Source organism: Variovorax sp. YR216, assembly GCF_900107745.1.
In the GTDB taxonomy this organism is placed as follows: Bacteria; Pseudomonadota; Gammaproteobacteria; order Burkholderiales; family Burkholderiaceae_C; genus Variovorax.
In genome coordinates, this window is the sequence record NZ_FNRO01000029.1 from 18,793 (window position 1) to 45,028 (window position 26,236).

A 26,236-nucleotide genomic window follows, 5' to 3' on the forward strand; every position below is an offset into this window, starting at 1 on the left:
CGCGCGAACGAAGCCGCGCTAAGACGCGGCCGCTCCCTTTTGATGCCCCGCCGGCCGCTCCCTCACCATCTCGCGCAGCTTGTGCACGAACGCGTCCAGCGCAAAGGGCTTGCTGATCATCTGCATGCCCTCGCCAAGGAACTCCGACCGGTTGAGCGCGTATTCGGCATAGCCGGTCATGAACAGCACCGGGAGCCCAGGCCGGTACTGGCGAGCCTGTTCCGCCAACTGCCGGCCGTTCATGCCGGGCAGCCCGACGTCGCTGACGAGCAGGTCGATATGCAGCCGCTGCTCGATCAGAAACGGCAGCGCCGCATTCCCATCGGCCGCCTCCAGCGCGCGATAGCCATGCTGGGCCAGCACTTCGAGCACGAAGAGGCGCACGCTCGGGTCGTCTTCCACGACGAGCACGAATTCGCCGTTGCCTTGCGGCAGCGGATCGAGCATTGGCACCTCGACGCTGGCGGCCGCGTGCGCGGCGCGCGGCAGCAGCAGCGTGACCGTGGTGCCGCGCCCGGGTGCGCTGTCGATCTGCACATGGCCACGCGACTGCTGCGCGAAGCCGTAGACCATCGACAGCCCGAGGCCGGTGCCTTGCCCGATCGGCTTGGTGGTGAAGAAGGGGTCGAAGGCGCGCGCCAGCACGTCCGGCGTCATGCCGGTGCCGGTGTCGGCGACGCGCAGGGCGATGTAGCGGCCGGGCAGGACGCCGTCGATCTCGCGCTGGGCCGAAGGGGGCAGCACGACTTCTTCCGTGGAGAGGGTGAGGTCGCCGCCGCGCGGCATCGCGTCACGCGCATTGATCGAGAGGTTGAGGATCGCGCTTTCGAGCTGGCTCTCGTCGCCGATCGCCAGCACCGCGCCCGGCGTGAGGTCGACGCACAGGCGGACCTGTTCGCCGAGCGAGCGGCGCATCAGTTCTTCCATCGACCGGATGAGCGCGTTCACGTCCACCGGCCGCGGGTCGAGCGACTGGCGCCGCGAGAACGCGAGCAACCGCTGCACGAGCGCGGCGGCGCGCTGAGCGGAGGTGGCGGCGGTTTCGACGAAGCGGTCGAGGTCCTGGGTGCGGCCGATGGCGATGCGGCGGCGGATGATTTCGATCGCGCCGGTGATGCCCTGAAGCATGTTGTTGAAGTCGTGCGCGATGCCGCCGGTGAGCTGGCCGATGGCTTCCATCTTCTGGTTGTGGAGCGTGCGCTGTTCGGAGGCGCGCAGCGCGGTCACGTCGCGCCCGACCGCATGGACGAAGCGGTCGTCGGGCACCGCGGTCCATGACAGAACACGCAGGCTGCCGTCCTTGTGCTGCAGCCGGCATTCGAAGCGGGATGCGTGATTGCCCTGAGCCAGCCGCGCGAGTTCGCCGGAAACGGCAGGCGCGTCCGGCGGCGCGACCCGGTCGAGGATCGAGGTGCCGACCAGGTCCGATTCGCTCCAGCCCAGCGTGGTCTGCCAGGCCGGGTTGACCGCCACCACGCGGCCCTCCAGCGAGGTGACGACCAGCAGGTCGGTGGAGAGCTGCCAGAGGCGGTTGCGGTCGCGGGTGCGTTCCTGCACGCGCTGTTCCAGCTCCGCTTCGCTCGCGGCGAGGCGGCGGGTGGCGTTCACGCGGTCGGTGGTTTCGCTGACGATGCACAGCACGCCGCCAACGCTGCCGTCCGGCAGCCGCACTGGCGAATAGGAGATGTCGAAGAACACCTCCTCCATGTGGCCATGGCGGTTGATCTGGAAGGGGCGGTCTCGTGCGGCCACGGTTTGGCCCCCGAGGAGCACGCGGTCGAGCAGCGGGCACAGGTCGTCCCAGAGTTCGCTCCAGTATTCGCGGCCGGGTCGGCCCATTGCGGCGGGGTGCTTGTCGCCGATGGTCGGGGCGTAGGCGTCGTTGTAAAGCGCGCAGTACTGCGGGCCCCAGAAGAGCACGATCTGCGCCTGCGACGTCAGCATGAGATCGACGACCGTCTGCAGGGCCGCGGGCCAGTCGCCCGGTGGCCCGAGCGGCGAGTTGCCGGCGTTGAGCGCGCGAATGCAGGAAGCGGCATTCCCGGCCGCGAGAGGCCAGGGTGCGGGAGACGACGCTTGGTGCATGAGCCGCGCAGGGGTGGGGATGTTGCAAATTGTGCGGCGATCCCGCTCGGCGCGGTTGTCAGATGAACGCCCGAAATTGATCAGGGGCACCGGCACCGGCCCGGTGTTTCGGACGCGCGACAATCGCGCCCATGAATTTCGGCAAAGTCCTGGTGCCCCTCGTCGGCATCGTATTGATCGCTGGCGCATGGCGCAGCTACGGTTGGGCGGGCGTCGCGCTCGTCGCGGGCGCGATGGTGATGTTCGTGCTCCTGCATCTCAACCGCGCGATCCAGGTGTTGAAGCGCGCGGCCGATCGCCCGATCGGCACGGTCGCGAGCGCGGTGATGCTCAACGCCAAGCTCAAGCCCAAGGCGAACCTGCTGCATGTGGTGGCGCTCACCCGTGCCATTGGCGAACTGCGCTCGCCGAAGGACACGCAGCCCGAGGTCTTTCGCTGGACCGACGCGGGCGGTTCGTGGGTCGATGCGACCTTCGTCAACGGCAAGTTGACCGAGTGGAAGCTTGTGCGGCCCGAGTCGACGGAAGAAGAGGGTGCTGCGATCGAGGCCGACGCGCCGGCTTCGGATGCGGTCAAGCCCGGCGCGACGGACGCGCTGCGTCCGCCGGTCTGAAATCCTGACTTCGCGCTAGAACGGCGCGGACTCGTCGGCCAGCGCTTCTTCTTCAGCCTTGGCCGGTGCCACCGGTGCCGATGCGGCAGCGGGCGCCGCACCCAGCTGCATTTCGCCACCCAGCGCTTCGAGCAAGTCCGGCACCAGCTGGCCGAGCTCGCCGGTCGCAATCGCGGCGTCGGCATCGAAGTTGTCCTCCTTCCCCGATCCCGAGGCCGGGGCGTCGTCCAGCGTGCCTTCGAGGAACACGATCTTGCGCAGCTGCATGCCCTCGGTCAGCTCGAAGGAGACGCGGTCGTCCCAGGTCATGGCCAGCCGCGTCGGGCGCTTTCCGCTGGCGATGTGCTGGCGGACTTCGTCGATGTCCAGCGGGTGCTTGGCGTAGCGGACCACGGACTTCGATTCGTCGCTGGCCTTGAGTTCGCATTCGCGGTCGATGGTGAAGCCGGCCGGCGGTTCCTGGCTCGACAGCCACTCGGCCATCGCGGCAGCCGGCTCGACCTGCGTGTTGACGAGGCTGACCGCGAAACCGTCGAGCGCCTTCACGAGACTCGTGACCACTTCATCGGCGCGCTGTGCGTTGCTGGCGTTCACGACCAGGCGGTGCGATTGCGGGTCGATCCACACCGCCACGCGCGCATGGCGGGTGAAGGCGAGCGGCAGCAGCTCGTGGGTGATGTCTTCCTTGAGTTCCTTCTTTTCCTTCTTGCCCGGCTTGCGTCCGGTGGTGGCCTCGATCTGCGCGGCGCGCTCCTCGACCTTGCGGCGGACCACCGAGGCCGGCAGCGTCTTGCTCTCGATCATGAATTCGAGCAGCCATTGCCCGCCCACCGATTCGACCAGCGGGCCATGCGCTTCGCCGCGCGGCTCGACCCAGCCGATGGACTTCTCCTGCGAGGGGCCGCAGGGGACGAAGCGCTGGGCATCGAGGCCCTGCTGGACCTCTTCGAGCGGCTGCGACCAGGTGGTCTCGATGCGGTAGACGATGACGTTCTTGAAAACGGACACGGAAACCCTTTCATAAAAACTCCCCCATGCGCCTCTGGCGCTCCCCCTCGAGGGGGAGCACTCAGCGGCCCGGCAGAGCCGGTTCCGCGAGTGCCCTGGCTTTGGCCGCGCCAGTTCCGTGGGCGCGCGCAGTGCGGTGGAAGGCAAAGCCGAGCATTGTCGGTGCGTCGGGATTGGGCTCGGCCGTAAAATCGTCAGCTTTTGCGACATACCCCTCCCGCGAAGGACAAAGAACATGAGCGCGCTGCCCCCCGCACTGGACGACCGTGACGGCAAGATCTGGATGGATGGCGATCTCGTGGACTGGCGCGACGCCAAGATCCACGTGCTGACCCACACGCTGCACTACGGCTGCGGCGTTTTCGAGGGCGTGCGCGCCTACAACACGGTCAATGGCACCGCGATCTTCCGCCTGCAGGAGCACACCGAGCGCCTGTTCAACAGCGCCAAGATCCTGCGCATGAAGATCCCGTTCTCGCAGGAACAGGTCAACGAGGCGCAGAAGCAGGTGGTGCGCGTCAACAACCTCGAGAGCTGCTACCTGCGTCCGCTGGTGTGGATCGGCTCCGAAAAGCTCGGCGTAAGCCCCAAGGGCAACAGCATCCACGCGATGGTCGCTGCCTGGTCGTGGGGCGCCTACCTCGGCGAAGAAGGCCTCAAGCAGGGCATCCGCGTGAAGACGTCGAGCTACACGCGCCATCACGTCAACATCACGATGACGCAGGCCAAGGCGGTGAGCAACTACAGCAACTCGATCCTCGCCAACATGGAAGCGACGGAAGACGGCTACGACGAAGCGCTGCTGCTCGATGCGGCCGGCTTCGTCTCCGAAGGCGCGGGCGAGAACGTGTTCGTCGTCAAGGGCGGCGTGGTGTACACGCCTGACCTGTCGGCCGGCGCGCTCAACGGCATCACCCGCAACACCATCCTGCACATCTGCAAGGACCTCGGCGTCGAAGTCGTGCAAAAGCGCATCACGCGCGACGAGGTCTACATCGCCGACGAAGCCTTCTTCACCGGCACCGCGGCCGAAGTCACGCCGATCCGCGAACTCGACCGCGTGCAGATCGGCATCGGCTCGCGCGGCCCGGTCACCGAGAAAATCCAGAACGCGTTCTTCGACATCGTGAACGGACGCAATCCCAAGTACGCCCACTGGCTCACCAAAGTCTGAAGAACATGTCGTCCCCCAAAGCCGTCATCGAACTGCTCGCCAAAGACCTGAACGACCAGGGCGGCGTGTTCTGCCCGAATCCCAAGGCCGACATGCAGCTCTGGAGTGCGCATCCCAAGGTCTACCTCGACGTCGCGCGCCTCGGCGAAGCCAAGTGCCCGTACTGCGGCACGGTCTACCGCCTCAAGGCGGGTGAAGTGGCCGGCAGCCACCACTGAAGTCCATGGGTCTCCTTCACGTTGCGGGTGGAGGCACCACCCGGGCGAGACCGCTCTTCGGCATCTTCAGGGGCCGGCGCCGTGCGCGGGCACTGCCTCTGCCTGCGCGGGGCCTGTTCCTTGTCAACGTCAAGGTCGGGCGCGGCTCCAGCAACAAACTGTCGTCCGGGCTGGCTGGCGCGTATGTCTCGGCCTATGTGACCGCCGCGGACCAGGAGGCTGCCACGCGGCTCGCGATCACCCGGCTCACCGCCAAGGGCTTCGAGTTCCTGGGAACGCAGGGTCCGGTCTCCCGCATCGAACTCGACGACTGGGCGCAGCACATCGCGCAGTGCTGGCCCGAGTTCATCGACGAGCTTCCGCGGCGCGAGGAGCTGGCCGCCGCCATGTCGAAGGACACGGTGTTCTTCGGTCCGTTCGTGGGCTACGAGCGGTCTGCCTGACGGCTGATCGACAGCCCTTCAGGTCTGAAGCCGCGCCGCAAACCTCTGCGGCAAGAGGCCGCGCCATGAATCGCCCGGTGCCTGCGCGAGCCGCAGGTACACCATCGACACCCACAGGATCGAAAGCCCGATCTGCGCATCGCGAAGCGCGGAATTGAGGCTGGTGGCGATCAGCAGGACCAGCGTCGCGACAAAGGCGTAGCGCCCCGCGACATCGTCGCGCCGCCACGCCAGCCAGATCGCGGTGAGCACGATCGCCAGCAGGCTCAGCGAACCCAGGACACCCGCCTGCGAGCCCATCCACAGGAAGTCGTTGTGCGGCATGTTGTAGTCAGCGAGCAGCTTCGGCCCGCGCAGATGCCATTGCTCGGTCCACCCGCCGATGCCCCAGCCGGTGAGCGGGCGGTCGATGATCATGCGCGCGGTGTCGCGGTACATGTAGTAGCGCACCACCCAGCTGCCTTCCGACACCGAGCCGGCCTGCGCGGCTTCGAGCTCCTGCATGCCGAGCTCGAACTTCTGCTGCACGCCCGGCGAATTCCAGATCCCCACGGCAACCACCGCACTGCCGATCACGATCGCCACCGCGAGCACCTTGAGCTGCCGGCGCCACTTGTGCACGCAGGCCGCAGCCGAAGCGATCAGCAGCGCAAGCAGCGAAGTGCGCGAGATCAGGGTCAGGGTGATGATCGCGATCACGGCCAGCACCAGCGCGAGGGCTGCCAGCACACGCCATGGCCGGTGCTCCATGAGCGACTTGAGGCCGAACACCACAGCCGTCGCCGCCATGATGGTGAAGAGCAGCGCATTGCTGATCGACTTGTTGCCCACGAGGATCAGCACCCCGCGCCAGGGCTCCAGCACCGGAAAGCCGACCGAGTAATACAGCCCGATCATCACGATGTTGACGAGCCCGATGATCCAGAAGCCGCGCAGCGCCCAGATGGCCTCCTCATCGGTGAGCGCCAGTGCCATGAGCACCGTGGCCGCGATTCGCAGCCCGTGCCCCAGGTTCGACCCGGTCTGCGGATAGTGCGGCCCGATGGCCAGCACGATCAGCGTCCACGCCACGTAGAAGACGACCGGCCACCACATGGGATTGCTGCGCAGCCGCAAGGCGCGCTCGCGCAGGCCACCGGCCGCGAACAGCGTGATGAGCAGGAGGACCGCTGCAACGTAGGTGACGCCGACGGGCATGAACACCGTGAGGCCCCAGAACATTGCGGCGGGGCGGACGATGTTCGATTTCATAAAAGATTATTGCTCGCCCCCAGCCTCGCCCACTTCGTGTGGCTCTGCACCCCCTACCGGGGGCAACACCAGCGGCCCGGCCAAGCCGGTTCCGCGGTGTTTCGCGAACGGGCCTGGCTCACGCCGGCCTTTTGGGGGACTGGTGGCTAGTGGGGCAGAGTAATGACGAAGCTCGCGCCGCCGCCCGGACGGTCTTCGCAGCGGACGCTGCCGCCGTGGCGTTCGGTGATGGACTTGACCAGCGCGAGCCCCAGGCCGACGCCGCCGTGGCGTTCGCTGGCGCCGGGCAGGCGGTAGAAGGGCTCGAAGATGCGTTCGCGCAGGGCGGCGGGCACGCCGGGCCCGCGGTCGTTGACCCGGATCTCGGCGGCGCCGCCGCGGCTCGCGAGTTCGACCGTGGTGTCGCCGGCACCATAGCGGCGCGCGTTTTCGAGCAGATTGCGGATCGCGCGGCGCAGCAGCCGCGGCACGCCGCGCACCGTGAGGGCGTCGCTGTGGGTGCCTTCGCTCACTTCGAGGTCTGCATCGACCCGCGCGCACTCCTCGGCAGCGAGACCGGTGAGGTCCACTGTCTCGACCGTACCCATGTCCGCTTCCTTCGCATCGAGCCGGCTGGCCAGCAGGATCTCGTCGATCAGCTGGTCGAGCTCGGCGATGTTGCGCGAGATCTCCTCGCGCGCGGCCTCGCTCGGGCGTTCGCCGCCCATCAGTTCGAGGCCCATGCGGATGCGCGCGAGCGGGGAGCGCAGTTCGTGCGAGGCGTTGGCGAGCAGCGACTTGTGCGAGCGCACGAGTTCCTCGATGCGGGCTGCCGCCAGGTTGAAGCGCTTCGACAGGTCGGCCACTTCGTCCTGCCCGTCCTGCGCGACACGCATCGAGAGATCGCCTTCGCCCCAGCGCTGCACGCCGCGCTGCAGCTCTTCGAGCCGCTTGGTGAGTCGGCGCACGATCGGGTAGACGCCCAGTGCGACGGCGACGCCGATGAGCGCCACCATCCACCCGAGGCCGAACGGCGAGCGCCAGGGCGCCAGGCCCGGGCCGCCCGGGCCGCCAGGACCCATCTGGGGCCGGGGGCCGACGCGCAAGGTGATGTTGCGTCCGTCTCCCAGGTCGACGTCGAAGTCGAGGCCCTGCCCGGGCACGCGCAGGGCCTTGCCGCGCCCGATGGGGCGGTCGTGGTCGTCGAGCACCACGACGTCGCGCGGGACGGGCGCGAGGCGCTCGCGCTCGTATTCGGCGGCTTCGCGCACGATCCAGTTGGCGGTGAGCGTCAGGATGAAGACGCCCGCCACGACCGCGAGCCAGATGCGGACGTACAGGTGGCGCCGGTAGAGGTTCAGCAGCATCGCCGCGCCTAGTCTTGCTGCTTGGCGAACACGTAGCCCACGCCGCGCACGGTGAGGATGCGCTTGGGGTTCTTGGCGTCGGCCTCGATTGCGGCGCGGATGCGGCCCATGTGCACGTCGATCGAGCGGTCGAAGGCTTCGAGCTCGCGGCCGCGCACGGCTTCCATGATCTGGTCGCGCGTGAGCACGCGGCCGGCGCGTTCGGCCATGGCGGTAAGCAGGTCGAACTGGTAGGAGGTGAGGTCCGCCGGCTCGCCGCTCACCGTCACGGTGCGTGCGTTGCGGTCGATCTCGAGGGAGCCGAAGCGCATCACCGAAGGCGCGGTCGCATCGGCCGGGCTCTCGCCGCGGCGGCGCAGCACCGCGCGGATGCGGGCGAGCAGTTCGCGCGGCTCGAAGGGCTTGGGCAGGTAGTCGTCGGCGCCGATCTCGAGCCCGATGATGCGGTCCATCGGATCGCCCTTGGCGGTGAGCATCAGCACCGATACCTTGGCGAGCCCGTTGGGCAGCGCGCGGATGCGGCGGCAGACCTCGAGGCCGTCGGTGTCCGGCAGCATCAGGTCGAGGATCACGAGATCGGGCGTGCGCTGCTGCAGCAAATCGAGGCCGGTGGCGCCGTCTGCGGCGTGGCTGAAGCCGAAACCCGACTGGGTCAGGTATTCACCCACCATCTGCGCCAGGCGGGTGTCGTCTTCGATCATCAGGAGTTGGGGCGTGCTCATCGTTATTCCCTCCGCGGGGCGGCATGCTGCAAGGTTCGTCGCCCGCCGCCAAGCGGGCTTGAACGCAACGTAAAGTTCGGTAAACGTCTTTCGCCGGATATTTCAGGCCGGCGCGAAAAGCATCGATTCGCGGGGGCTGTCGCCGAGGGCGGCAGCGGGGCGCTCGTCGAGCACCGTGCGCAGCCTGCCGGCCTCCAGCGCGGGATGGTCGAGCGTCGCGCGTTCGAGGATCTCGGTCGCAAGCAGGTCCAGCCGCGTTGCCGAATCCCTCAACCGCTTGACGAAGGCCCGGTCGTCGAGGCGGTCCGTGAGGCTGCGGTTCAGCTCCGCGAACCACGGCAGGGCGGCATGGTCGAGCAGCACCGGCGGATTGCGCCGGCTGCTCACCGCGGACCAGGCGCGCAGGAAGTCCTGCATCGCGAAGTTCAGCTGCTGGCAATGCTGGAGCTCGTTGCGCAACTGGCCGAGCAGCGCGACGTCGGTCAGGCGCTGCTGGAAGAAGATCTGCGACAGCACGCCCCAGTAGTAGGTGTAGTCCCAGATCACCTTGACCGGCAGCACCTCCGGGTCGCCGAACAGCGCGTACTGGTCGGTGTAGAGGGCCAGCGTGCTCTCGTAGAACGAGTGGTAGATCTGGTCGTAGAGCTGCGCACGGGCCTCCAGCGCCAGCCCTTCGCGGTCGCGTGCGATGAGGTCTGCGATGTAGGTGTTGCCGATCGCGATGAAGTCGCTGCCCGGCGAATAGAACGGGTCGAGGAAGAGCCCGGCCTCCCCGGTGAGTGCCCAGCGGTCGGCCGAGAAGACCTGCTTGCAGCCGTACGAGAAGCGACGGAAGAAGGCGAAGTCCTGCAGCAGATGGCGCTTGCCGTCGAGCTCGTCGAAAAGGCGCGGCTGCCAGGTGCGGAACCAGTCCATCGCCTTGTCGAAGCTGTCCATCTTCTCGATCGGATGCAGCCGCGGATCTGCCACGATGCCGACCGAGTGCGAGCCCGAGGCCAGCGGGATCAGCCACACCCAGTAGCCCGCGCCGACGAGATGGTTGGTCGACAGCCACCGCGCCTGCGGCTCGCAGCGCGTGCGCCAGGCCGGGTCGTCGGACCAGTCGTCGATGGTGATGCGCTCGCCGATGCGGAACCAGACCGCGTTGCATTCGTGCGCGTTGGGCTGCGCGAGCCCGAGCTTGCGCTTGAGCAGGCCGGCGCGGCCGCAGGCGTCGACCAGCCAGCGGGCGTGCATCGCATGGGTCTCGCCGCCGCGCGTCCATTCGATGCGATGCGGCGATCGCGCGTCGTCGGCCAGGTCGATGCGGCGCACCGTGGCGCCGTCGATGAAGCGCACGCCCCGATGCGCGGCTTCCTCGGCGAGATAGTTCTCGAAGATGCCTCGATCGATCTGGTAGCTCGGCACCGAGAGATAGCGGCTGGCGCCGATCTCCGTCACTGCATCGATATCGCGCCGCCCTTCGCTGAAGAAGAAGCGGAAGCCGAACTTGCGCAGCTGCGCGCCGCGCATGTGCGGCCCGAGGCCGAGCACCGTGTCGAAGTAGTGCGCGCCGATCTCCACCGACGACTCGCCCACCTTGTGCGCGGCATGCGGCACGGGGTGGCTCCGGCGCTCGAGCACCACCACGTCGATGTCGGCGAACTGCTGCTTGAGCTGCAGCGCCAGCGTGAGCCCGGCCAGCCCGCCACCTGTGATCACGACGTCGTGGTGGGCGGCGGTGGCGGTCATGGCGGTCTCAGCAGGGTTGCAGCGCGAGTTGCAGGGAGAGCTTGTCCGACAGCGGCAGGCGCAGCGATTCGGCATCGCCGCGCGCCAGCGCTTCGAACACCGGCAGCGCATCGGCCATCGCGTTGTCGCTGAGCGCGCGTGCGGCATCGGTGCGCAGCGCGGTGGCGCTTGCCGCTCCGCTGGCGAGCGACCAGTCGATCGACGCCACCGAGCGGTCGGTGCGCTCGGGCGAAATGACCATCGCGACGGCCAGCAGGCCGCGGCTCTTCGTCACGGACGCGAGCGCGCCCACGGCGGGCATGTCGTAGCCGACGAGCAGCACCGCGCGCTGGTCGGCCGCGCACTGCGCCGCCGCTTCGAGGAGGCCGGACGCGAAGGTGCTTTCGTAAGCCGTCAGCGAGTTGCTCGCCGCCATGCAGCCGGTGCCGATGGTCCAGTAGCCCACGGCCGCGTTGTGCACCGAGTTGTGGAACTTGATCGGCGACAGCAGCTTCGGATCGGCCGCGAGCGTGCTGCACATGTAGTCGTTGATGCCGAGGTCGCCGTGCGCCGATGCGAACACGCACGGCAGGTCTGCCGCGTTGCGGCCCGCGCCGGCGACCGCGGCCGCCGCGACTTCGAGTGACAGCGCGACGGTGTCGGGTGCGCGGCGGCGCTCGGCGGGCGCGAGCACCTGCGGCGACGGCCGCTTGGCCGGCGGATCGACGGGTTGGCCCTCGCCGCGGAAGACGGCGCGCGCGACGTCCCAGCCAGGCAGCGCGGGCGCCCAGAAGGCCGGTCCTTCGATGTAGACGGTCGGAGTCTTCACGCTCATGCTGCGGCTCCCTTGCCGAAGATCAGCGCGCAGTTGTTGCCGCCAAAGCCGAAGGAATTGCTCAGCGCATGGCGCACCTCGCCGCGCGCCGGCTGCAGCTTGATCTGCGGGCCGCACTCGGCGTCCAGCGTCGTGGTGTTGACGGTGCCGGGCTTGAGGCCCGTCTCGATCGCGAGCAGGCTGATCACGGCCTCGACGATGCCCGCCGCACCCAGCGTGTGGCCCGTGAAGCCCTTGGTCGAACTGGCGTGGGTGGTCTCAGGGAAGCGCCGCGCGACCAGCGCGCCTTCCACTTCGTCGTTCTTGGTGCTCGCGGTGCCGTGCATGTTGATGTAGTCGATGTCCTTGGGCTGAAGCCCGGCGCGCGACAGCGCGTCGTCGAGCGCGCGCTCGGCGCCCAGGCCTTCGGGGTGCGGGGTGGACATGTGGTGTGCGTCGCTCGCTTCGCCGTAGCCCAGCAGCTCGAGCGGACCTTCGCCGCGTTCGAGCAGCGCGAAGCCTGCGGCTTCGCCGAGGCTGATGCCGTTGCGGCCCGCATCGAAGGGCCGGCACGGTTCGGGCGACACCAGTTCGAGCGAGTTGAAGCCGAAGAGCACGCTGCCGCAGAGGGTGTCCACGCCGCCGACCACGGCCGCGTCGACCAGCCCGAGCCGGATCAGCCGCTCGGCCGAGGCGAACACCTTGCCGCTCGACGAGCAGGCGGTGGAGATCGTCTCCGCCGGGCCTTCGAGGCCGAGCGCGTCCTGCACGAACATGGTGAGCGAATGCGGCGTGTGCACCTTGGGCCGGTGCTGGTGGGCCGGAAAGGCACCGTTGTCGAGCTCGGTATAGGCCGCTTCGGTCTCGCCGATGCTCGAGGTCGAGGTGCCGAGGATCAGCGCGATCCTGTCCGCGCCATAGCGCTTCCGTGCAGCGGCCACCGCTTCGATGAAGCCGTCGGGCTGGAGGCCGAGCCACGCGAGGCGGTTGTTGCGGCAATCCCAGCTTGCGAGTTCGTCCGGCAGCCTGAGTTCTTCGAGGCCGTCGACGCGGCCGATCCAGGTCGGCAGCGGCGTGGGGCCGAAATCATTGGCGCGAAGGCCGCTCTTCGATTGTTCGAGCGCCGCCAGAAGCGGGCCCTTGCCCACGCCGACCGCCGACGTGGCGGTGTAGGCGCTGACTCGCAGGGGAGGGATGCGGGAAGGTGACACGGTAAAAGTAGTGTGCAAAAGCGCTCCGGCGCGAAACCTTTAAGACTAACAGCTACCGGCGATCTGGATGCAACCGCCCGCTCTGCCGCAGGGCGCCCGTCAGGTCGCGGCCGGGTCGGGCGCCTCTTCCTTCCCCTTCGCGGCGCCGTTGGTGTAGGTGCGCGATGCCAGCGCCACCAGTAACAGCACCGGCACACCCAGTGCGGCCGTGCCGATGAAGAAGGCGTGGTAGCCGAAGGCGTCCACGAACGCACCCGAATACCCGGCGATGAACTTGGGCAAGAGGAGCATCAGCGAGCTGAACAGCGCGTACTGCGTGGCCGAGTAGCTCACGTTCGTCAGGCTCGACAGATAGGCGATGAAGGCCGCCGAGGCGATCCCGCCGGCGAGGTTGTCGGCCGACACCACCAGCACCAGCGCGGTGAGGTCGTGCCCGCGCGTGGCGAGCCCGGCAAACAGCAGGTTGCTCGCGGCGCTGAGCACCGCCCCCAGCATCAGCACGCGCATGACGCCGAGCCGCATCGACAGTACGCCGCCGACGAATGCGCCGACCAGGGTCATGATCACGCCGTAGATCTTGCTGACCGTGGCGACCTCGTCCTTGGTGAAGCCCATGTCGACGTAGAACGGGTTGGCCATGATGCCCATCACCACGTCGCTGATGCGATAGACCGCGATCAGCGAGAGGATCAGCACCGCCTGCCAACGGTAGCGGCGGATGAAGTCGGCGAAGGGCTCGATCAGCACGCTTTCGAGCCACTCGCCCGCGTTCTTCGGCTTCGGCATCGCCGCGCGCACCGGCTCGGGCGACAGCAGCACCGTGATCACGCCCACCGCCATCGAGCCGGCCATCACGAGGTAGGCGAACTTCCAGGCGCCGTTCTGGTAGCCGGCCAGGCCCGGCAGCTCGGCCCAGGCGGCGATCCACAGCACGCCTGCACCCGCCCAGATCATCGCGAGGCGGTAGCCCGTCTGGTAGGCCGCGGCCAGCGCCGCCTGCTTGCGTGCGGCGGCGGACTCGATGCGGAAGGCGTCGAGCGCGATGTCCTGCGTCGCCGAACCGAAGGCGACCGCCACCGCGCACCACACCAGCGGCGGCAGGCCGTCGCGCGGATCGTTGAAGGCCATGCCGCACAGGCCCGCGATCACCGCGAACTGCGCGATCAGCAGCCAGCCGCGCCGCCTGCCCAGGAGGGTGGTGAACGGTGGCACCGGCACCCGGTCCACCAGCGGCGCCCAGGCCCACTTGAAGCCGTAGGCCAGGCCGACCCAGCTCAGGAAGCCGATGGTGGTGCGGTCGATGCCCGCTTCGCGGAGGCGGAAGCTCAGCGTGCCCAGTACCAGCAGCAGCGGCAGCCCCGCCGAGAAGCCGAGCGCGAGCATGCGCAGCGTGGCGGGTTCGAGATAGACCTTCAGCGCGTCGCGCCAGGGCAGGGAAGGGGGGGCTTCGGCAGCCGGTGGTGCGGACATGGAGGGGCGTTGATCAGGGTTCTCCCATTATTCCCGCTTGCGTCGGGGTCTCCTCGTCGCGATGCGCGTGCTTCCGCTGGCATACCGCTTGCAAGGGATCTTGTACACAAGACGGGATGCTTAATGATGGTGCACGAGCAAACGGATGACGCAGCCGGGCCGGCGTGGATCACGCGGCTCGCCTCGCCGGTGAAGACGGCCGCAAGCGGCCCGCTGGCCGGCCTGCGCTTTGCGGCCAAGGACAACATCGACGTGGCCGGCGTGCCGACCACGGCCGCATGCCCCGCCTTCTCGCGCACACCGGTGGCGCACGCAACGGTGGTGCAGCGGCTGCTCGACGCCGGTGCGCTCCTGCTGGGCAAGACCAATCTGGACCAGTTCGCCTGCGGCCTCAACGGCACGCGCTCGCCCTACGGCGCGGTGCCGAACAGCTTCGACGCGCGCTACGTTTCGGGCGGCTCGAGTTCGGGGTCGGCCGTCGTGGTGGCCAAGGGCGAGGCCGATTTCTCGCTCGGCACCGATACCGCCGGCTCCGGCCGCGTGCCGGCGGGGCTCAACAACATCGTCGGCATCAAGCCGTCGCGCGGCCTGGTGAGCGCGCGCGGCGTGGTGCCGGCGGCGCAGAGCGTGGATTGCGTGTCGATCTTCGCCCGCACCGTCGATGTCGCGGCGCGAGTGCTCGAGGCCGCGATGGGCTTCGACGCGGGCGATCCGTATTCGCGCGGGCTCGCGCTCGCCACGCAGCCGCTGCCGGCGAACTTCCGCTTCGGCGTGCCGTCGGTGCTGCGCTTCTTCGGCGACGTGCAGGCGCAGCGGGCCTTCGCGCAGGCGATCGAGCAGATGCGCGCACTGGGCGGCACGCCGGTCGAGATCGATTACGCGCCGCTCGCCGAAGCGGCCTCACTGCTCTACGAAAGTGCGCTGGTGGCCGAACGCTACGCCGCGGTGCGCGAATTCTTCGATGCGCACGAGACTGAAGTCATCGAGCCGGTGCGCGGCATCCTCGCGCAGGGGCGGGACTACAGCGCCGCCGATTTCGTCGATGCACGCGTGAAGCTGCAGGCCTTGGCCCAGCGCGCCGCCGCGCTGTGGGACGGCATCGACGTGCTGCTGGTGCCGACCGCGCCGACCCACTACACGATCGAAGCGATGCGGGCCGACCCGGTCGCCCTCAACCGCAACCTGGGCGAGTACACGAACTTCGTGAACCTGCTCGACTACGCGGCGATCTCGGTGCCCGCGAGCATCCGCGAGGATGGCCTGCCGTTCGGCATCACGATCATCGGCCCCTGCGGCAGCGACTTCCAGCTGGCCGAGCTGGGCCAGCGCTTTCACCATTCCACCGGCCTGCCGCTCGGCGCGACGGGCGAGCCGATGCCCGCGCCGCAGCCGTTGCCGATCATTGCGCCGGCCCCGACGGTACGCGTCGCCATGGTCGGCGCACATCTGTCCGGGATGCCGCTCAACGGCCAACTGATCGAACGCGGTGCCCGGCTGCTGCGCGCGACGCACACCGCGCCGCAGTACCGCCTCTATGCACTGCCCGGCACCGTCCCGCCCAAACCCGGGCTGCTGCGCGTGCCCTCGGGCGAAGGCGCGGCGATTGCGGTCGAGATCTGGGAGATGCCGCTCGTGCACTACGGCAGCTTTGTCGCGCTCATCCCGGCGCCGCTCGGCATCGGAAGCCTGACGCTCGCCGATGGCAGCAGCGTGCAGGGCTTTCTCTGCGAAGCGCTGGCCGTGCAGGGCGCGGAAGACATCACGCACCACGGCGGATGGCGCGCCTACATCGCCTCGCGCGCCACACAGACCGCCTGAATCCCCGTATCCAACCTCGAACTCTCTGGAGTCCTCCATGGCCCGTTCCGACACTCCCCCGACTCTCCCAGCGCCGGCCTCGCGCCGTCGCGTGCTCCAGGCCGGCGCGGCCGGCCTCGCCGTGCTCGCCGCGCCGGTGCTGGTGCGCGCGCAGGCATCGCCCAAGATCCGCATCGGCTACTGGCCCATCGCGGCGGGCCTGCCTTTCTATGCGGCGGTGGAGCAGGGCTACTTCAAGAGCGCCGGGCTCGACGTCGAAGTGCAGCGCTTCGCCGGCGCGCAGCAGATCATGGAAGCGATGCTCTCCGACCGCTGCGACGGCAGCGCCAACGGCACCGGCTCGGCCAACATCGCGATCGGCGAGATCGCGGCGCCGGGCAGCTTCAAGATCTTCTGCTCCAACCCGAGCAACGCGAAGAACGTGCTCGACCAGATGCTGGTGCCTGCCGCCAGCACCGCCAAGACCATGGCCGACCTCAAGGGCAAGCGCGTCGCCTCGGGCCCCGGCATCCAGAACGTGACGCTGGCCAAGACCATCCTCGAACGCGGCGGCGCGACCGGCGCGACCGTCGTCGAGTTGCCGATCGGCCAGCACGTCGCCTCGCTCGCGGCGGGGCAGGTCGATGGCTGCTACACGCTGGAGCCCACCGGCACCATCGGCCGCCTCAACGGCAGCACCCGCGTGCTCGAAGCCGGCGTGATCGCGAAGTACGTGCTCGGTGATCCGATGGCGCCGTGGTTCGGCGGCTCGGCATCGCTCACCTCCGCGTTCATCAAGAAGAACCCCGAAGCCGCGAAGAAGTTCATCACCGCCTACGGCCAGGGCGTGGCGTTCGTGCGCAGCAAGCCGGCCGAAGCGCGCCAGTACCTCAAGGGCTACACCGCGATCGAAGGCCCGCTCACCGCGGAGGTGCCGCTCGCGGCCTACACCATGTACAACGAGTTCACGCCGGCCGACGTCGCGTACTTCCAGAAGTTCTTCGACCTGTTCTCGGAAAAGGGCATCTTCTCGTCGCGCCTGATGGTCGACACGATGCTCTACAAGGGGTGATGCGATGAGCAGCCCCGCACCCACTGGCGCCGCGCCCTGGGCCGCGCCCGCCGCATCGCAAGCCGCCGCGCCGCCGCGCGGATCTCACTGGGGCAAGGCCCTTCCTTTCATAGGCCCGGCGGTGCTCTTCGTCATTTGGGATCTCGCGGTGCGGCTCGGCTTCATCAAGGCGATCCTGCTGCCGATGCCCTCCGACACCATCGCAACGCTGATCGCCGGGCTGGCGGGTGGGGCGCTCTTGACCGACTTCGCGGTCACCGTATGGCGCACGTTGCAGGCCTTCATGATCGCGGCGGTGGTCGGCGTGCCGCTGGGCGTGCTGCTCGGCAGCAACGAGAAGGCGTATCGCAGCGTCGAGTTCCTGATCGACTTCTTCCGCTCCACCCCGTCGTCGGCACTCATCCCGCTCTTCCTGATGATCTTCGGCGTCTCCGACGTCAACAAGGTCGCGATCGCCGCGTTCGGCGCCATGCTGATCGTGGTGTTCAACAGCGCCTATGGCGTGATGAACGCACGCAAGCAGCGGGTGATGGCCGCGAAGGTGATGGGCGCATCGCGCTGGCAGATCTTCCGCGACGTGCTGGTGTGGGAGAGCCTGCAGCCGAGCTTTGTCGGACTGCGCTCCGCGGTCTCGATGGCGCTGGTGATCGTGATCGTGGCCGAGATGTTCATCGGCTCCGACAGCGGCCTGGGTCATCGCATCATCAACTCGCAGCAGGTGATGAACGTGAAGGACATGTACGCATCGATCCTCGCGGCGGGCGCGCTGGGCTATGCGCTGAACATCCTCTTCCTGCTGGCCGAGCGCCGCATCGTGCACTGGAGCGGACGATGAGAGCCACCACCGGAAACGTCGTCAACGGGCCGGTGTACGCCGATGTGCCGGCGCCTGTCTTCCAGCCGGGGCCGGCGGGCACGCACATCACGATCCGCGGGCTCACCAAGTACTTTGCGGGCTGGCCGCTGTACGAGAACTTCGACCTCGACATCCCGAAGAACAGGATCGTCTCGGTCTTCGGCCCCAACGGCTGCGGCAAGTCCACGCTGATCAACATGATCGCGGGGTTGATCCCGATCGACGCGGGCGAGATCCTGTTCGACGGCAAGTCGCTCAAGGACACCAAGATCGGCTATGTCTTCCAGAACTACCGCGAAGCGATGTTCCCGTGGATGCGGACCATCGACAACATCGCCTATCCGCTGAAGCTCGAAGGCCGCTCGAAGGTGGAAGTCGACCGCCGCATGCAGGAGCTCGTGGCCTCGTTCGACGTCAAGTTCGACCTCAATCGCTATCCCTACGAGCTTTCGGGCGGGCAGCAGCAGACGGCCTCGATCATGCGGGCGCTGGCGCCGAACCCGGAGGTGCTGTTCCTCGACGAGCCGTTTTCCGCGCTCGACTTCGAGATGACGCTCTTCATCCGCGAGAAGCTGCAGGAAGTCTTCATGCAGACCGGCACCACGATGCTGCTGGTGTCGCACGATCTCGAGGAAGCGGTGTACCTCGCGGACCAGGTGCTGCTGCTGACGAAGCGGCCGACGAAGGTCGCGGAGATCCTCGACTACCGGGACGAGCGGCCGCGCACGCTTGAAACCTTGAGCTCGGCGAGCTTCGTCGCCATGAAGAAGCTGAGCCTGGAGATCTTCCAGCGCGAAGTGCGTCGATGACAGGAGCCGCCATGACGCCTGTTCAGATCGAGACGTACGTCGATGCCGCAGCCGCGGCGCTTGGCTTGCGGCTGCGGCCCAACCATCGGGCGGGTGTCGTTCGCTACTTCGCGCTCGCGGCGGAGTTCGCTGCAGTTGTCGAAGCGGTGCCGCTGGAGCCGCATGACGAGCCCGCAGTGAACTTCTCGCCTGTCGCGCCGAGGGAGAAAGAGCAATGAAGGCCGCCGAGATCGTGCTCAAGGACGCCACGACGATGGCCCAGGCCGTGCGCTCGGGCGTGGTGCGTGCCAGCGATCTCGTGCAGGCGAGCCTTGATCGCATCGCCGCCACCGACGTGCGCGTGAACGCGTTCACCGACGTGGTCCGCGAGCGCGCATTGCGGCGCGCGGCGCAAATCGACGAATCGCTCGCTTCGGACCGGAGCGAGCGTACGCGCGAACTGCCGCTGCTGGGCGTGCCCTTCGCGGTGAAGAACCTCTTCGACATCGCCGGCCTGCCGACGCTCGCGGGATCGAAGATCGAGCGGGAGGCCACGCCGGCACGCAGCGATGCAACGCTCGTGCGCCGGCTGGAAAGCGCCGGCGCGGTGCTGGTCGGCGCGCTCAACATGGACGAGTACGCCTACGGCTTCACGACCGAGAACAGTCACGTCGGCGCGGCGCACAACCCGCACGACCTCTCGCGCATCGCCGGCGGATCGTCCGGCGGCTCCGGCGCCGCGGTGGCGGCGGGGCAGGTGCCGATCACGCTCGGGTCGGACACCAATGGATCGATCCGCGTGCCCGCATCGCTGTGTGGCGTGTTCGGGCTCAAGCCGACCTTCGGGAGACTGCCGCGCACGGGCAGCTATCCCTTCGTGTCGAGCCTCGATCATCTCGGGCCGTTCGCGCGCTCGGTTCGTGACCTGGCTGCCGCCTACGACGCGATGCAAGGCCCCGAGACACTGGGGCCGCGCGATCCCGGGTGCGCTCAGCGGACCATCGAGCTGGCATCGCCGGCACTGGGCCACGGCCTGCACGGGCTGCGGATCGGCGTGCTCGGCGGCTGGTTCCGCGAACGCGCGCAGCCCGAGGCGATCACCGCGGTCGATGCCGTCGCACAGGCGCTGGGTGCGAATCACACGGTGGAACTGCCGATGGTCGAGGCGGGACGCGCGGCGGCATTCCTCATCACCAATGCCGAAGGTGCAGCACTGCATCTGCCGGACCTGCGCACCCGTGCACAGGACTTCGAACCGCTGTCGCGCGATCGCTTTCTCGCGGGCGCGCTGCTGCCGGCCGCGTGGGTCGCGCGTGCGCAGCGTGTGCGGCGGCTCTATGCGGAGCAGGTCGCACGCCTTCTGGATCGCTTCGACATCCTGCTGGCGCCCGCGACACCCTGCGCCGCGACGCCGATCGGCGCCGAATGGTTCGAGCTCAACGGCCAGCGGCTGCCAGTGCGCCCCAACATGGGCGTGCTGACGCAGCCGATCTCGTGCATCGGACTGCCGGTGTGCGCGGTGCCGGTGTGGGGCGCGCATCCCAGCCTGCCGATCGGCGTGCAGGTGATCGCTGCGCCGTGGCGCGAAGACCTGGTGCTGCGCGTTGCCGCAATGCTCGAATCGGCGGGTGTTGCGCAGGCGCCAGTCGCACCGCTTTGAAGGCCCGAACGATGACACCCCTGATCAATCTCCCCGAGGTCGTGGCCGAGGTCACCGCCGCCTTCGATCGCTACGAAGACGCGCTGGTGAACAACAAGGTCGATGTGCTCGACGGGCTGTTCTGGGACAGCCCGCACACGTTGCGCTACGGCGCGACCGAAAACCTCTATGGCTATGCCGAGATCCAGGCGTTCCGCGCCGCACGTCCGGCGCAGGGCCTCGCGCGCGAGATCCTGCGCACCGTGATCACCACCTATGGCCTCGACTTCGCGACCGCCAACATCGAATTCCGTCGCGAGGGAAGCACAAGGACGGGGCGTCAGAGCCAGACATGGATGCGCACCGCCCAAGGCTGGCGCGTGGTGGCCGCGCACGTGAGCCTTCTGGGCTGATTCCGGTCCCATTTCGGTTCGTTTCCGCTGGTACGGTTTATGCACACCAACTTGTATCCAAGTTAGGCCTCGACGCCACTCCGCCCCCTCACTTCCAGGAGCCTGCACCATGAGCCAGTTCAATCGTCGCGATTCCCTCAAGTCCCTTGCAGCACTTGCGTCGGCGACGACGCTCGGCGGCTGGAGTGCGCTCGCCAGCGCGCAGAAGCCGATGACCGTCGGCGTGATCTACGTCGGCCCGCGTGACGACTACGGCTACAACCAGGCGCATGCGCAGGCGGCCGCCGAGCTCAAGAAGATGCCCGGCATCAAGGTGGTCGAGGAAGAGAACGTGCCCGAGACCGCCGCCGTGCAGAAGACGATGACCGGCATGATCGCGCAGGACGGCGCGTCGCTGCTCTTCCCGACCTCCTTCGGCTACTTCGACCCGCACATCCTCGCGGTCGCGCCGAAGAACCCCGATGTGCGCTTCTCGCACTGCGGCGGCCTCTGGACCGAGGGCAAGCACCCGAAGAACGTCGGCAGCTTCTTCGGCTACATCGACGAGTGCCAGTACCTCAACGGCGTGGTCGCGGGCCACATGACCAAGAGCAACAAGATCGCCTTCGTCGCCGCCAAGCCGATCCCGCAGGTGCTGCGCAACATCAACGCCTTCACGATGGGCGCGCGCTCGGTCAAGCCGAACATTACCTGCAGCGTGATCTTCACCGGGGACTGGTCGATGGCCGTGAAGGAAGCGGAAGCGACCAACAGCCTCGCGGACCAGGGTTGCGATGTGTTCACGATGCACGTCGACGGCCCGAAGGTGGTGGTCGAGACCGCAGCCAAGCGCGGGAAGATGGTCTGCGGCTACCACGCGAGCCAGGCCAAGCTGGCGCCCGCCGCCTACCTGACCGGCGCCGAATGGAACTGGCTCACTGCCTACAAGACGATCATCGATGCGGCGCAGACCGGCAAGCCGCATCCCAACTTCCTGCGCGGCGGGCTGAAAGAGGGCTACGTGAAGATGTCGCCCTACGGTTCGATGGTGACGGATGCCGCGAAGAAGAACGCCGACGACATCAAGGCCAAGATGCTCGCGGGCAGCTTCGACATCTTCCAGGGGCCGCTCAAGGACAACAAGGGCAATGTCGTGATCGCGGCCGGCAAGACGCTGAAGCAGACCGATCTCGAACTGGAGAAGATGAACTACCTCGTCGAAGGCGTCGTCGGCTCGGTCGGCTAAGGCGCACAACTCCAGCACCGCGAGCCGACGATGCCCAGCGCATTGAAAGAGATCGCCCTGCCGGTGTTCGCCATCGCGGCGGCGCTGCTGCTGTTCGGCGTGTTCGTCTGGTTCGCCGGCGTCAGCCCGGTGGATGTGTGGGTCATCCTCTTCAAGGGCGCGTTCGGCGACTGGTTCTCGTGGCAGAACACGTTGCAGCGCTCGGCGCCGTTGATGCTCACCGCGCTGTGCGTCGCGATTCCGGCGCGCGCAGGGCTGGTCATCATCGGCGGCGAGGGCGCGCTGGTGCTCGGCGGGTTGGCCTGCGCTGCCTTGCCCTACGTGATGCCGCTGCCCGCCAATGTCGCCGGGACTTTCGCGCTGTGCGTCGCGGGTGCGATCGCCGGTGCTGCATGGATTGCACTCGCCGGCTGGCTGCGCCAGTACCGCGGCATCAACGAGACCATCAGCAGCCTGCTGCTTGCGTACGTGGCGATCGGCTTCTTCAAGCACTTCGTCGAGGGCGCGCTGCGCGATCCCGCGAGCCTCAACAAGCCGGCGACGCGATCGCTGGCGGAGGGCCTCGGGATCGGCGGCATCGGCGGCTCGGATGTGCATTGGGGGCTGGTGATCGGCATCGTCGCCTGCCTCGCCTCGGGTCTGTGGCTGCGATTCACCGCCTCGGGCTTCTCCGTGCGTGTGGTCGGCGGCAATCCGCGCACCGCGCAACTCGTCGGATTGCCGGCCAATCGACTGATCCTTGCGGCATGCGGCCTCGGCGGCGCGTGCGCCGGCGTGGCGGGCGCGGTCGAAGTGGCCGCAGTGCACACCAATGCGAATGCTTCGTTGATCGCCGGCTACGGCTATGCGGGCATCCTCGTTTCGTTCATCGCGCGGCACAACCCGGTGGCCATCATCCCGGTGGCGATCCTGTTCGGCGGATTCGGTGCGGCAGGCAGCCTGCTGCAGCGGCGGCTCGGATTGCCGGATGCCTCGGTTCTGGTGCTGCAGGGCATCGCCTTCGTGCTGATCCTTGCGAGCGAAGGCCTGCGCATGGTCGACTGGAAGGCGTTGCTGAAGAATCGCGCGCCCGTTGCGCCGCGCAGTCCCGTGATTGCGACGGAGGCCACGCCATGACCGCCGATCAGTGGGTGGCGCTGTTCGCGGCGATCGTCGGCGGCGCGTTGCGCGTCGGCGCGCCCTTCCTGTTCGTGAGCCTGGGCGAGTGCCTCACCGAGAAATCGGGCCGCATCAACCTGGGTCTCGAAGGCGTTCTGGTGCTTTCGGCGATGGCCTCGTTCGGGGGCGCGTGGCTCACCGATTCCGCATGGCTCGGCGCGCTGTTGGGCGCGATCGTCGGTGCGATGCTCGCCCTGTTGCATGGCCTGCTGTGTTCCCTCGACCGCGTGAACGACGTCGCGACCGGCATCGCGCTGATGCTGCTGGGCACCGGCCTCGCGTTCTATCTCGGCAAGCCGCTGATCCAGCCGCAGGCGCCACAGCTCCCGGCCATTCCGCTGGGCAACTGGAGCGACAACCCGGTCATCCGCTCGGCGCTTCAGGTCAATGCGCTGGTGCCGGTGGGCATCGCCCTCGCGGTGCTGCTGTGGTGGGGCTTTGCGCGCACGCGCATCGGGTTGCTCGTGCGCATGGCGGGCGATTCGGCGAACGCGACGCGCGCGCTGGGCTACTCGGTCTCCGGGCTGCGCATCGCGGCGACCACGGCGGGCGGGTTCATCGCGGGGCTCGGCGGTGCATCGCTCACGCTCTTCTATCCGGGGAGCTGGAACGAAGGCATCTCCAGCGGACAGGGCCTGATCGCGGTGGCGCTGGTGATCTTCGCGCGCTGGAGCCCGCTGCGATGCATCGGCGCGGCGCTGCTCTTCGGCGGCGCGGGCGCGATCGGGCCGGCGCTGCAATCGATCGGGGTGGGCTGGGGCTATCACCTCTTCAACACGGTGCCCTACGTGCTGACGCTCGTGATCCTCGTGCTGACCTGCAAGCCGGGCAAGGTGGCGGTCGGCAGTCCCGGCGAGTTGTCTTCCACACGATGAACGCCATGAACTCCACCCACGTCGCGGCGAACCCGTACCTGTGGCCCTACGACGGCGCGCTGCGGCCGGACAACACCGCGCTGATCGTGATCGACATGCAGACCGACTTCTGCGGCAAGGGCGGCTATGTCGACGTGATGGGCTACGACCTCTCGCTGGTGCAGGCGCCGATCGAGCCGATCCGCCGCACGCTCGCGCGCATGCGGGCGCTGGGCTTCCACATCATCCATACGCGCGAAGGGCATCGCCCCGATCTCGCCGACCTGCCCGCCAACAAGCGCTGGCGTTCGCGGCAGATCGGCGCGAACGGCGTGGGCATCGGCGATGACGGCCCTTGTGGCCGCATCCTGGTGCGCGGCGAGCCGGGGTGGGAGATCATCCCCGCGCTCGCGCCGATCGACGGCGAAGTGGTCATCGACAAACCCGGCAAGGGCTCGTTCTACGCGACCGACCTCGAACTGGTGCTGCGCACGCGCGGTATCGAGAACCTGATCCTCGCCGGCATCACCACCGACGTGTGCGTGCACACCACCATGCGCGACGCGAACGACCGCGGCTTCGAATGCCTGCTGCTGTCGGACTGCACCGCCGCGACCGACCACGGCAACCATCTCGCGGCGCTCAAGATGATCACGATGCAGGGTGGCGTGTTCGGCGCGCACGCGACCTCGGGCGCGCTGCTCGAGACACTGGCGACGTTCTGAGAAAGGCTCCGGCACCATGATTGCGCCCGTCGATCCGATTCCTCCCGCCACCGGCGCGCTCGCGCTGGACACCTACGAGCTCACCAAGCGCTTCGGCAGCTTCACCGCGATGGACCGCGTGACGATGCGCGTCGAGCCCGGCACGGTGCATGCGCTGCTCGGCGAGAACGGCGCGGGCAAGAGCACGCTCGTCAAATGCGTCGCGGGCTACCAGCGCGCGGAGGAAGGCAGCATCCTCATCGACGGCCGCGAACAGGACATCGCCAACCCGATCGTCGCGCGCGCGCTCGGCATCGGCATGGTCTACCAGCACTTCACGCTCGCGCCGGGCATGACGGTGGCCGAGAACCTGCTCCTGGCCGGCGGCAAGACGCCGGCGCTGATCGACTGGAAGCGCAAGCGCGCCGAGTTGAAGGACTTCCTCGCGACCACGCCGTTCACGCTCGATCTGGACATGCGTCCCGCAGAGCTTGCGGCCGGCGAGAAGCAGAAGCTCGAACTGCTCAAGCAGCTCTACCTGAAGCCGCGCCTGCTGATCCTCGACGAGCCGACTTCGGTGCTGACGCCGCAGGAGGCCGACGAGGTGCTCGGCCATGTGCGCGAGTTCGCGCTGAGCGGCATGTGCACGGTGCTCATCATCACGCACAAGTTCCGCGAGGTGATGGCCTATGCCGACAGCGTGACGGTGCTGCGGCGCGGCAAGGCGGTGCATCACTGCAAGGTGCCGGACACGGATCCGGCACGGCTCGCGGCGGCCATGATGGGCGAGGGCGAAGCGCCGCCGCCCGAAGGCAACACGCCGCCGGCCTCGGGACGCGTCTTGCATGTGGTGACGCCGACCCGCGCAGACGCGCGCGTCGCGCTGAAGGTGGAGCACCTGCGCGCGCAAGGCGACCGAGGCACGCTCGCGGTGCACGACCTCAGCCTGGAGGTGCGCAGCGGCGAAATCCTCGGCATCGCCGGGGTGTCGGGCAATGGCCAGCGTGAGTTGGTCGAGGCGCTGGTGGGCCAGCGTCCGCGTCTGGGCGGGCAGGTCACGGTGATGGGCGAGCCCTACGGCGCGCGGCGCGAGGAGAACCGTCGGTTGAAGGTGCGCAGCCTTCCGGAAGAGCCGCTGCGCAATGCCTGCGTGGGCGATCTCAGCGTGTCGGAGAACATGGCGCTGCGCGACTTCGACCAGCCGCCGCTGGCCTGGAAGGCGACCGGCGCGGACGTGCTCAACTTTCCGGTCTGGCGCAGCCGTGCGCGCGACTGGATTGCGGAATACGGCGTCAAGACGCAGGGCGAGGGCGCGCCGATCCGCAGCCTGTCCGGTGGCAACGTGCAACGTGCGGTGCTCGCGCGGGAGCTTGCGGGCGACATCAATGTGCTGATCGCGGCCAACCCGGTGTTCGGGCTGGACTTCGCGGCGGTCGCCGAAATCCACGGCCGGATCAAGCAAGTTCGCGCACGCGGCGGTGGTGTGCTGCTCATCAGCGAGGACCTCGATGAGCTGCTTGAGATGGCCGATCGCATCGTCGTGATGAGCGAGGGCCGTGTGGTCTTCGAAACACCGGCCGCCACTGCCGAGCGCCATGTGCTCGGTGCGCACATGGGTGGCGGGGACCATCACCAGGCGGCCGCGTGACCATTCGGACATCGCC

At 68.2% G+C, this 26,236-nt stretch carries 25 protein-coding genes; 16 read left to right on the forward strand and 9 right to left on the reverse strand.

All coding sequences use genetic code 11. The features are described from left to right. Positions 1 to 18: 18 nt before the first annotated feature. Positions 19 to 2,085 carry a hybrid sensor histidine kinase/response regulator gene (locus tag BLW05_RS33850; protein WP_177142941.1) on the reverse strand — a complete coding sequence of 689 codons (2,067 nt, stop codon included), beginning with the start codon at positions 2,083 to 2,085 and terminating at the stop codon, positions 19 to 21. A 122-nt stretch (positions 2,086 to 2,207) separates the two neighbouring features. Between BLW05_RS33850 and BLW05_RS33855 the strand changes: the two genes are divergently transcribed. Then, complete coding sequence (locus tag BLW05_RS33855) at positions 2,208 to 2,699, forward strand: glycerate kinase (protein WP_371127016.1); 492 nt, start codon at positions 2,208 to 2,210, stop codon at positions 2,697 to 2,699. 15 nt (positions 2,700 to 2,714) lie between these two features. On the opposite strand, the gene BLW05_RS33860 is transcribed toward BLW05_RS33855, so the two are convergent. Next, on the reverse strand, positions 2,715 to 3,707 hold the full coding sequence (locus BLW05_RS33860) for a recombination-associated protein RdgC (RefSeq protein ID WP_093169088.1): 993 nt from the start codon (positions 3,705 to 3,707) through the stop codon (positions 2,715 to 2,717). A gap of 235 nt (positions 3,708 to 3,942) precedes the next feature. Here BLW05_RS33860 and BLW05_RS33865 point away from each other — a divergent pair, with 235 nt between their 5' ends. The 3 genes from BLW05_RS33865 to BLW05_RS33875 are packed head-to-tail and all read left to right on the forward strand — an operon-like array spanning position 3,943 to position 5,542. Further along, on the forward strand, positions 3,943 to 4,881 hold the full coding sequence (locus tag BLW05_RS33865) for a branched-chain amino acid transaminase (protein ID WP_093169090.1): 939 nt from the start codon (positions 3,943 to 3,945) through the stop codon (positions 4,879 to 4,881). Positions 4,882 to 4,886: 5 nt separating this feature from the next. After that, positions 4,887 to 5,099, forward strand: coding sequence for a zinc-finger domain-containing protein (locus BLW05_RS33870; RefSeq protein WP_093169092.1), 213 nt, complete (start codon positions 4,887 to 4,889; stop codon positions 5,097 to 5,099). A 5-nt stretch (positions 5,100 to 5,104) separates the two neighbouring features. Next, positions 5,105 to 5,542: a hypothetical protein gene (locus BLW05_RS33875; RefSeq protein WP_093169094.1), complete on the forward strand. Its 438-nt coding sequence runs from the start codon at positions 5,105 to 5,107 to the stop codon at positions 5,540 to 5,542. An 18-nt stretch (positions 5,543 to 5,560) separates the two neighbouring features. Here BLW05_RS33875 and BLW05_RS33880 read toward each other — a convergent pair whose 3' ends face one another. The 7 genes from BLW05_RS33880 to BLW05_RS33910 all read right to left on the reverse strand — a co-directional run bounded on the left by BLW05_RS33880 (position 5,561) and on the right by BLW05_RS33910 (position 14,066). Next, the gene (locus tag BLW05_RS33880; protein WP_256330634.1) at positions 5,561 to 6,793 is read right to left on the reverse strand and encodes an O-antigen ligase family protein; all 1,233 of its coding nucleotides are present in this window, start codon (positions 6,791 to 6,793) and stop codon (positions 5,561 to 5,563) included. A gap of 146 nt (positions 6,794 to 6,939) precedes the next feature. Continuing rightward, complete coding sequence (locus BLW05_RS33885; protein ID WP_093169096.1) at positions 6,940 to 8,139, reverse strand: ATP-binding protein; 1,200 nt, start codon at positions 8,137 to 8,139, stop codon at positions 6,940 to 6,942. Between the two features lie 8 nt (positions 8,140 to 8,147). Further along, entirely contained in the window at positions 8,148 to 8,861 is a 714-nt protein-coding gene (locus BLW05_RS33890) for a response regulator (RefSeq protein WP_093169098.1), read from the reverse strand. Between the two features lie 102 nt (positions 8,862 to 8,963). Next, the gene (locus BLW05_RS33895) at positions 8,964 to 10,592 is read right to left on the reverse strand and encodes an NAD(P)/FAD-dependent oxidoreductase (RefSeq protein WP_093169100.1); all 1,629 of its coding nucleotides are present in this window, start codon (positions 10,590 to 10,592) and stop codon (positions 8,964 to 8,966) included. Positions 10,593 to 10,599: 7 nt separating this feature from the next. Further along, positions 10,600 to 11,406, reverse strand: a complete 807-nt coding sequence (locus BLW05_RS33900; RefSeq protein ID WP_093169102.1) for a beta-ketoacyl synthase chain length factor — start codon at positions 11,404 to 11,406, stop codon at positions 10,600 to 10,602. Then, the gene (locus tag BLW05_RS33905) at positions 11,403 to 12,596 is read right to left on the reverse strand and encodes a beta-ketoacyl-[acyl-carrier-protein] synthase family protein (protein WP_256330635.1); all 1,194 of its coding nucleotides are present in this window, start codon (positions 12,594 to 12,596) and stop codon (positions 11,403 to 11,405) included. The genes BLW05_RS33900 and BLW05_RS33905 overlap by 4 nt, the downstream gene beginning before the upstream one ends. 99 nt (positions 12,597 to 12,695) lie before the next feature. After that, the gene (locus BLW05_RS33910; protein ID WP_093169104.1) at positions 12,696 to 14,066 is read right to left on the reverse strand and encodes an AmpG family muropeptide MFS transporter; all 1,371 of its coding nucleotides are present in this window, start codon (positions 14,064 to 14,066) and stop codon (positions 12,696 to 12,698) included. Positions 14,067 to 14,189: 123 nt separating this feature from the next. On the opposite strand from BLW05_RS33910, the gene atzF reads away from it, so the two are divergent. From atzF to BLW05_RS33970, 12 genes are all read left to right on the forward strand, one after another. Continuing rightward, complete coding sequence (gene atzF / locus BLW05_RS33915) at positions 14,190 to 15,884, forward strand: allophanate hydrolase (RefSeq protein ID WP_093169106.1); 1,695 nt, start codon at positions 14,190 to 14,192, stop codon at positions 15,882 to 15,884. Between the two features lie 37 nt (positions 15,885 to 15,921). Beyond that, positions 15,922 to 16,935, forward strand: coding sequence for an ABC transporter substrate-binding protein (locus BLW05_RS33920; RefSeq protein WP_093169108.1), 1,014 nt, complete (start codon positions 15,922 to 15,924; stop codon positions 16,933 to 16,935). Positions 16,936 to 16,939: 4 nt separating this feature from the next. Then, a complete protein-coding gene (locus BLW05_RS33925; protein WP_093169110.1) occupies positions 16,940 to 17,770 on the forward strand; it encodes an ABC transporter permease in 831 nt (276 codons plus the stop codon). Next, positions 17,767 to 18,600, forward strand: a complete 834-nt coding sequence (locus BLW05_RS33930; protein ID WP_093169112.1) for an ABC transporter ATP-binding protein — start codon at positions 17,767 to 17,769, stop codon at positions 18,598 to 18,600. The genes BLW05_RS33925 and BLW05_RS33930 overlap by 4 nt, the downstream gene beginning before the upstream one ends. A gap of 11 nt (positions 18,601 to 18,611) precedes the next feature. Next, positions 18,612 to 18,818, forward strand: coding sequence for an AtzG-like protein (locus BLW05_RS33935; protein ID WP_177142942.1), 207 nt, complete (start codon positions 18,612 to 18,614; stop codon positions 18,816 to 18,818). After that, positions 18,815 to 20,239, forward strand: coding sequence for an AtzE family amidohydrolase (locus tag BLW05_RS33940; protein ID WP_093169116.1), 1,425 nt, complete (start codon positions 18,815 to 18,817; stop codon positions 20,237 to 20,239). Before BLW05_RS33935 ends, BLW05_RS33940 begins: the two co-directional genes overlap by 4 nt. An 11-nt stretch (positions 20,240 to 20,250) precedes the next feature. Then, positions 20,251 to 20,631, forward strand: a complete 381-nt coding sequence (gene hpxZ, locus BLW05_RS33945) for an oxalurate catabolism protein HpxZ (RefSeq protein ID WP_093169118.1) — start codon at positions 20,251 to 20,253, stop codon at positions 20,629 to 20,631. 109 nt (positions 20,632 to 20,740) lie between these two features. Next, a complete protein-coding gene (locus tag BLW05_RS33950; RefSeq protein WP_093169120.1) occupies positions 20,741 to 21,856 on the forward strand; it encodes a BMP family ABC transporter substrate-binding protein in 1,116 nt (371 codons plus the stop codon). Positions 21,857 to 21,886: 30 nt separating this feature from the next. After that, complete coding sequence (locus BLW05_RS33955; RefSeq protein ID WP_093169122.1) at positions 21,887 to 22,972, forward strand: ABC transporter permease; 1,086 nt, start codon at positions 21,887 to 21,889, stop codon at positions 22,970 to 22,972. Further along, positions 22,969 to 23,889 (forward strand): ABC transporter permease, encoded by a 921-nt coding sequence (locus BLW05_RS33960; protein WP_093169124.1) that lies wholly within the window; start codon positions 22,969 to 22,971, stop codon positions 23,887 to 23,889. The genes BLW05_RS33955 and BLW05_RS33960 overlap by 4 nt, the downstream gene beginning before the upstream one ends. Before the next feature lie 5 nt (positions 23,890 to 23,894). Beyond that, entirely contained in the window at positions 23,895 to 24,593 is a 699-nt protein-coding gene (locus tag BLW05_RS33965) for a biuret amidohydrolase (RefSeq protein WP_093169126.1), read from the forward strand. A gap of 16 nt (positions 24,594 to 24,609) precedes the next feature. Continuing rightward, complete coding sequence (locus BLW05_RS33970) at positions 24,610 to 26,220, forward strand: ABC transporter ATP-binding protein (RefSeq protein ID WP_093169128.1); 1,611 nt, start codon at positions 24,610 to 24,612, stop codon at positions 26,218 to 26,220. The last annotated feature ends 16 nt before the right edge of the window (positions 26,221 to 26,236 follow it).

Excerpts from the sequence above, each read along its gene's own strand:
- BLW05_RS33850 (WP_177142941.1), bottom strand. The coding sequence starts at position 2,085 with ATGCACCAAGCGTCGTCTCCCGCACCCTGGCCTCTCGCGGCCGGGAAT.
- BLW05_RS33865 (WP_093169090.1), top strand. The coding sequence starts at position 3,943 with ATGAGCGCGCTGCCCCCCGCACTGGACGACCGTGACGGCAAGATCTGG.
- BLW05_RS33870 (WP_093169092.1), top strand. The coding sequence starts at position 4,887 with ATGTCGTCCCCCAAAGCCGTCATCGAACTGCTCGCCAAAGACCTGAAC.
- BLW05_RS33875 (WP_093169094.1), top strand. The coding sequence starts at position 5,105 with ATGGGTCTCCTTCACGTTGCGGGTGGAGGCACCACCCGGGCGAGACCG.
- BLW05_RS33880 (WP_256330634.1), bottom strand. The coding sequence starts at position 6,793 with ATGAAATCGAACATCGTCCGCCCCGCCGCAATGTTCTGGGGCCTCACG.
- BLW05_RS33885 (WP_093169096.1), bottom strand. The coding sequence starts at position 8,139 with ATGCTGCTGAACCTCTACCGGCGCCACCTGTACGTCCGCATCTGGCTC.
- BLW05_RS33890 (WP_093169098.1), bottom strand. The coding sequence starts at position 8,861 with ATGAGCACGCCCCAACTCCTGATGATCGAAGACGACACCCGCCTGGCG.
- BLW05_RS33895 (WP_093169100.1), bottom strand. The coding sequence starts at position 10,592 with ATGACCGCCACCGCCGCCCACCACGACGTCGTGATCACAGGTGGCGGG.
- BLW05_RS33900 (WP_093169102.1), bottom strand. The coding sequence starts at position 11,406 with ATGAGCGTGAAGACTCCGACCGTCTACATCGAAGGACCGGCCTTCTGG.
- BLW05_RS33910 (WP_093169104.1), bottom strand. The coding sequence starts at position 14,066 with ATGTCCGCACCACCGGCTGCCGAAGCCCCCCCTTCCCTGCCCTGGCGC.
- atzF (WP_093169106.1), top strand. The coding sequence starts at position 14,190 with ATGATGGTGCACGAGCAAACGGATGACGCAGCCGGGCCGGCGTGGATC.
- BLW05_RS33920 (WP_093169108.1), top strand. The coding sequence starts at position 15,922 with ATGGCCCGTTCCGACACTCCCCCGACTCTCCCAGCGCCGGCCTCGCGC.
- BLW05_RS33925 (WP_093169110.1), top strand. The coding sequence starts at position 16,940 with ATGAGCAGCCCCGCACCCACTGGCGCCGCGCCCTGGGCCGCGCCCGCC.
- BLW05_RS33930 (WP_093169112.1), top strand. The coding sequence starts at position 17,767 with ATGAGAGCCACCACCGGAAACGTCGTCAACGGGCCGGTGTACGCCGAT.
- BLW05_RS33935 (WP_177142942.1), top strand. The coding sequence starts at position 18,612 with ATGACGCCTGTTCAGATCGAGACGTACGTCGATGCCGCAGCCGCGGCG.
- BLW05_RS33940 (WP_093169116.1), top strand. The coding sequence starts at position 18,815 with ATGAAGGCCGCCGAGATCGTGCTCAAGGACGCCACGACGATGGCCCAG.
- hpxZ (WP_093169118.1), top strand. The coding sequence starts at position 20,251 with ATGACACCCCTGATCAATCTCCCCGAGGTCGTGGCCGAGGTCACCGCC.
- BLW05_RS33950 (WP_093169120.1), top strand. The coding sequence starts at position 20,741 with ATGAGCCAGTTCAATCGTCGCGATTCCCTCAAGTCCCTTGCAGCACTT.
- BLW05_RS33955 (WP_093169122.1), top strand. The coding sequence starts at position 21,887 with ATGCCCAGCGCATTGAAAGAGATCGCCCTGCCGGTGTTCGCCATCGCG.
- BLW05_RS33960 (WP_093169124.1), top strand. The coding sequence starts at position 22,969 with ATGACCGCCGATCAGTGGGTGGCGCTGTTCGCGGCGATCGTCGGCGGC.
- BLW05_RS33965 (WP_093169126.1), top strand. The coding sequence starts at position 23,895 with ATGAACTCCACCCACGTCGCGGCGAACCCGTACCTGTGGCCCTACGAC.
- BLW05_RS33970 (WP_093169128.1), top strand. The coding sequence starts at position 24,610 with ATGATTGCGCCCGTCGATCCGATTCCTCCCGCCACCGGCGCGCTCGCG.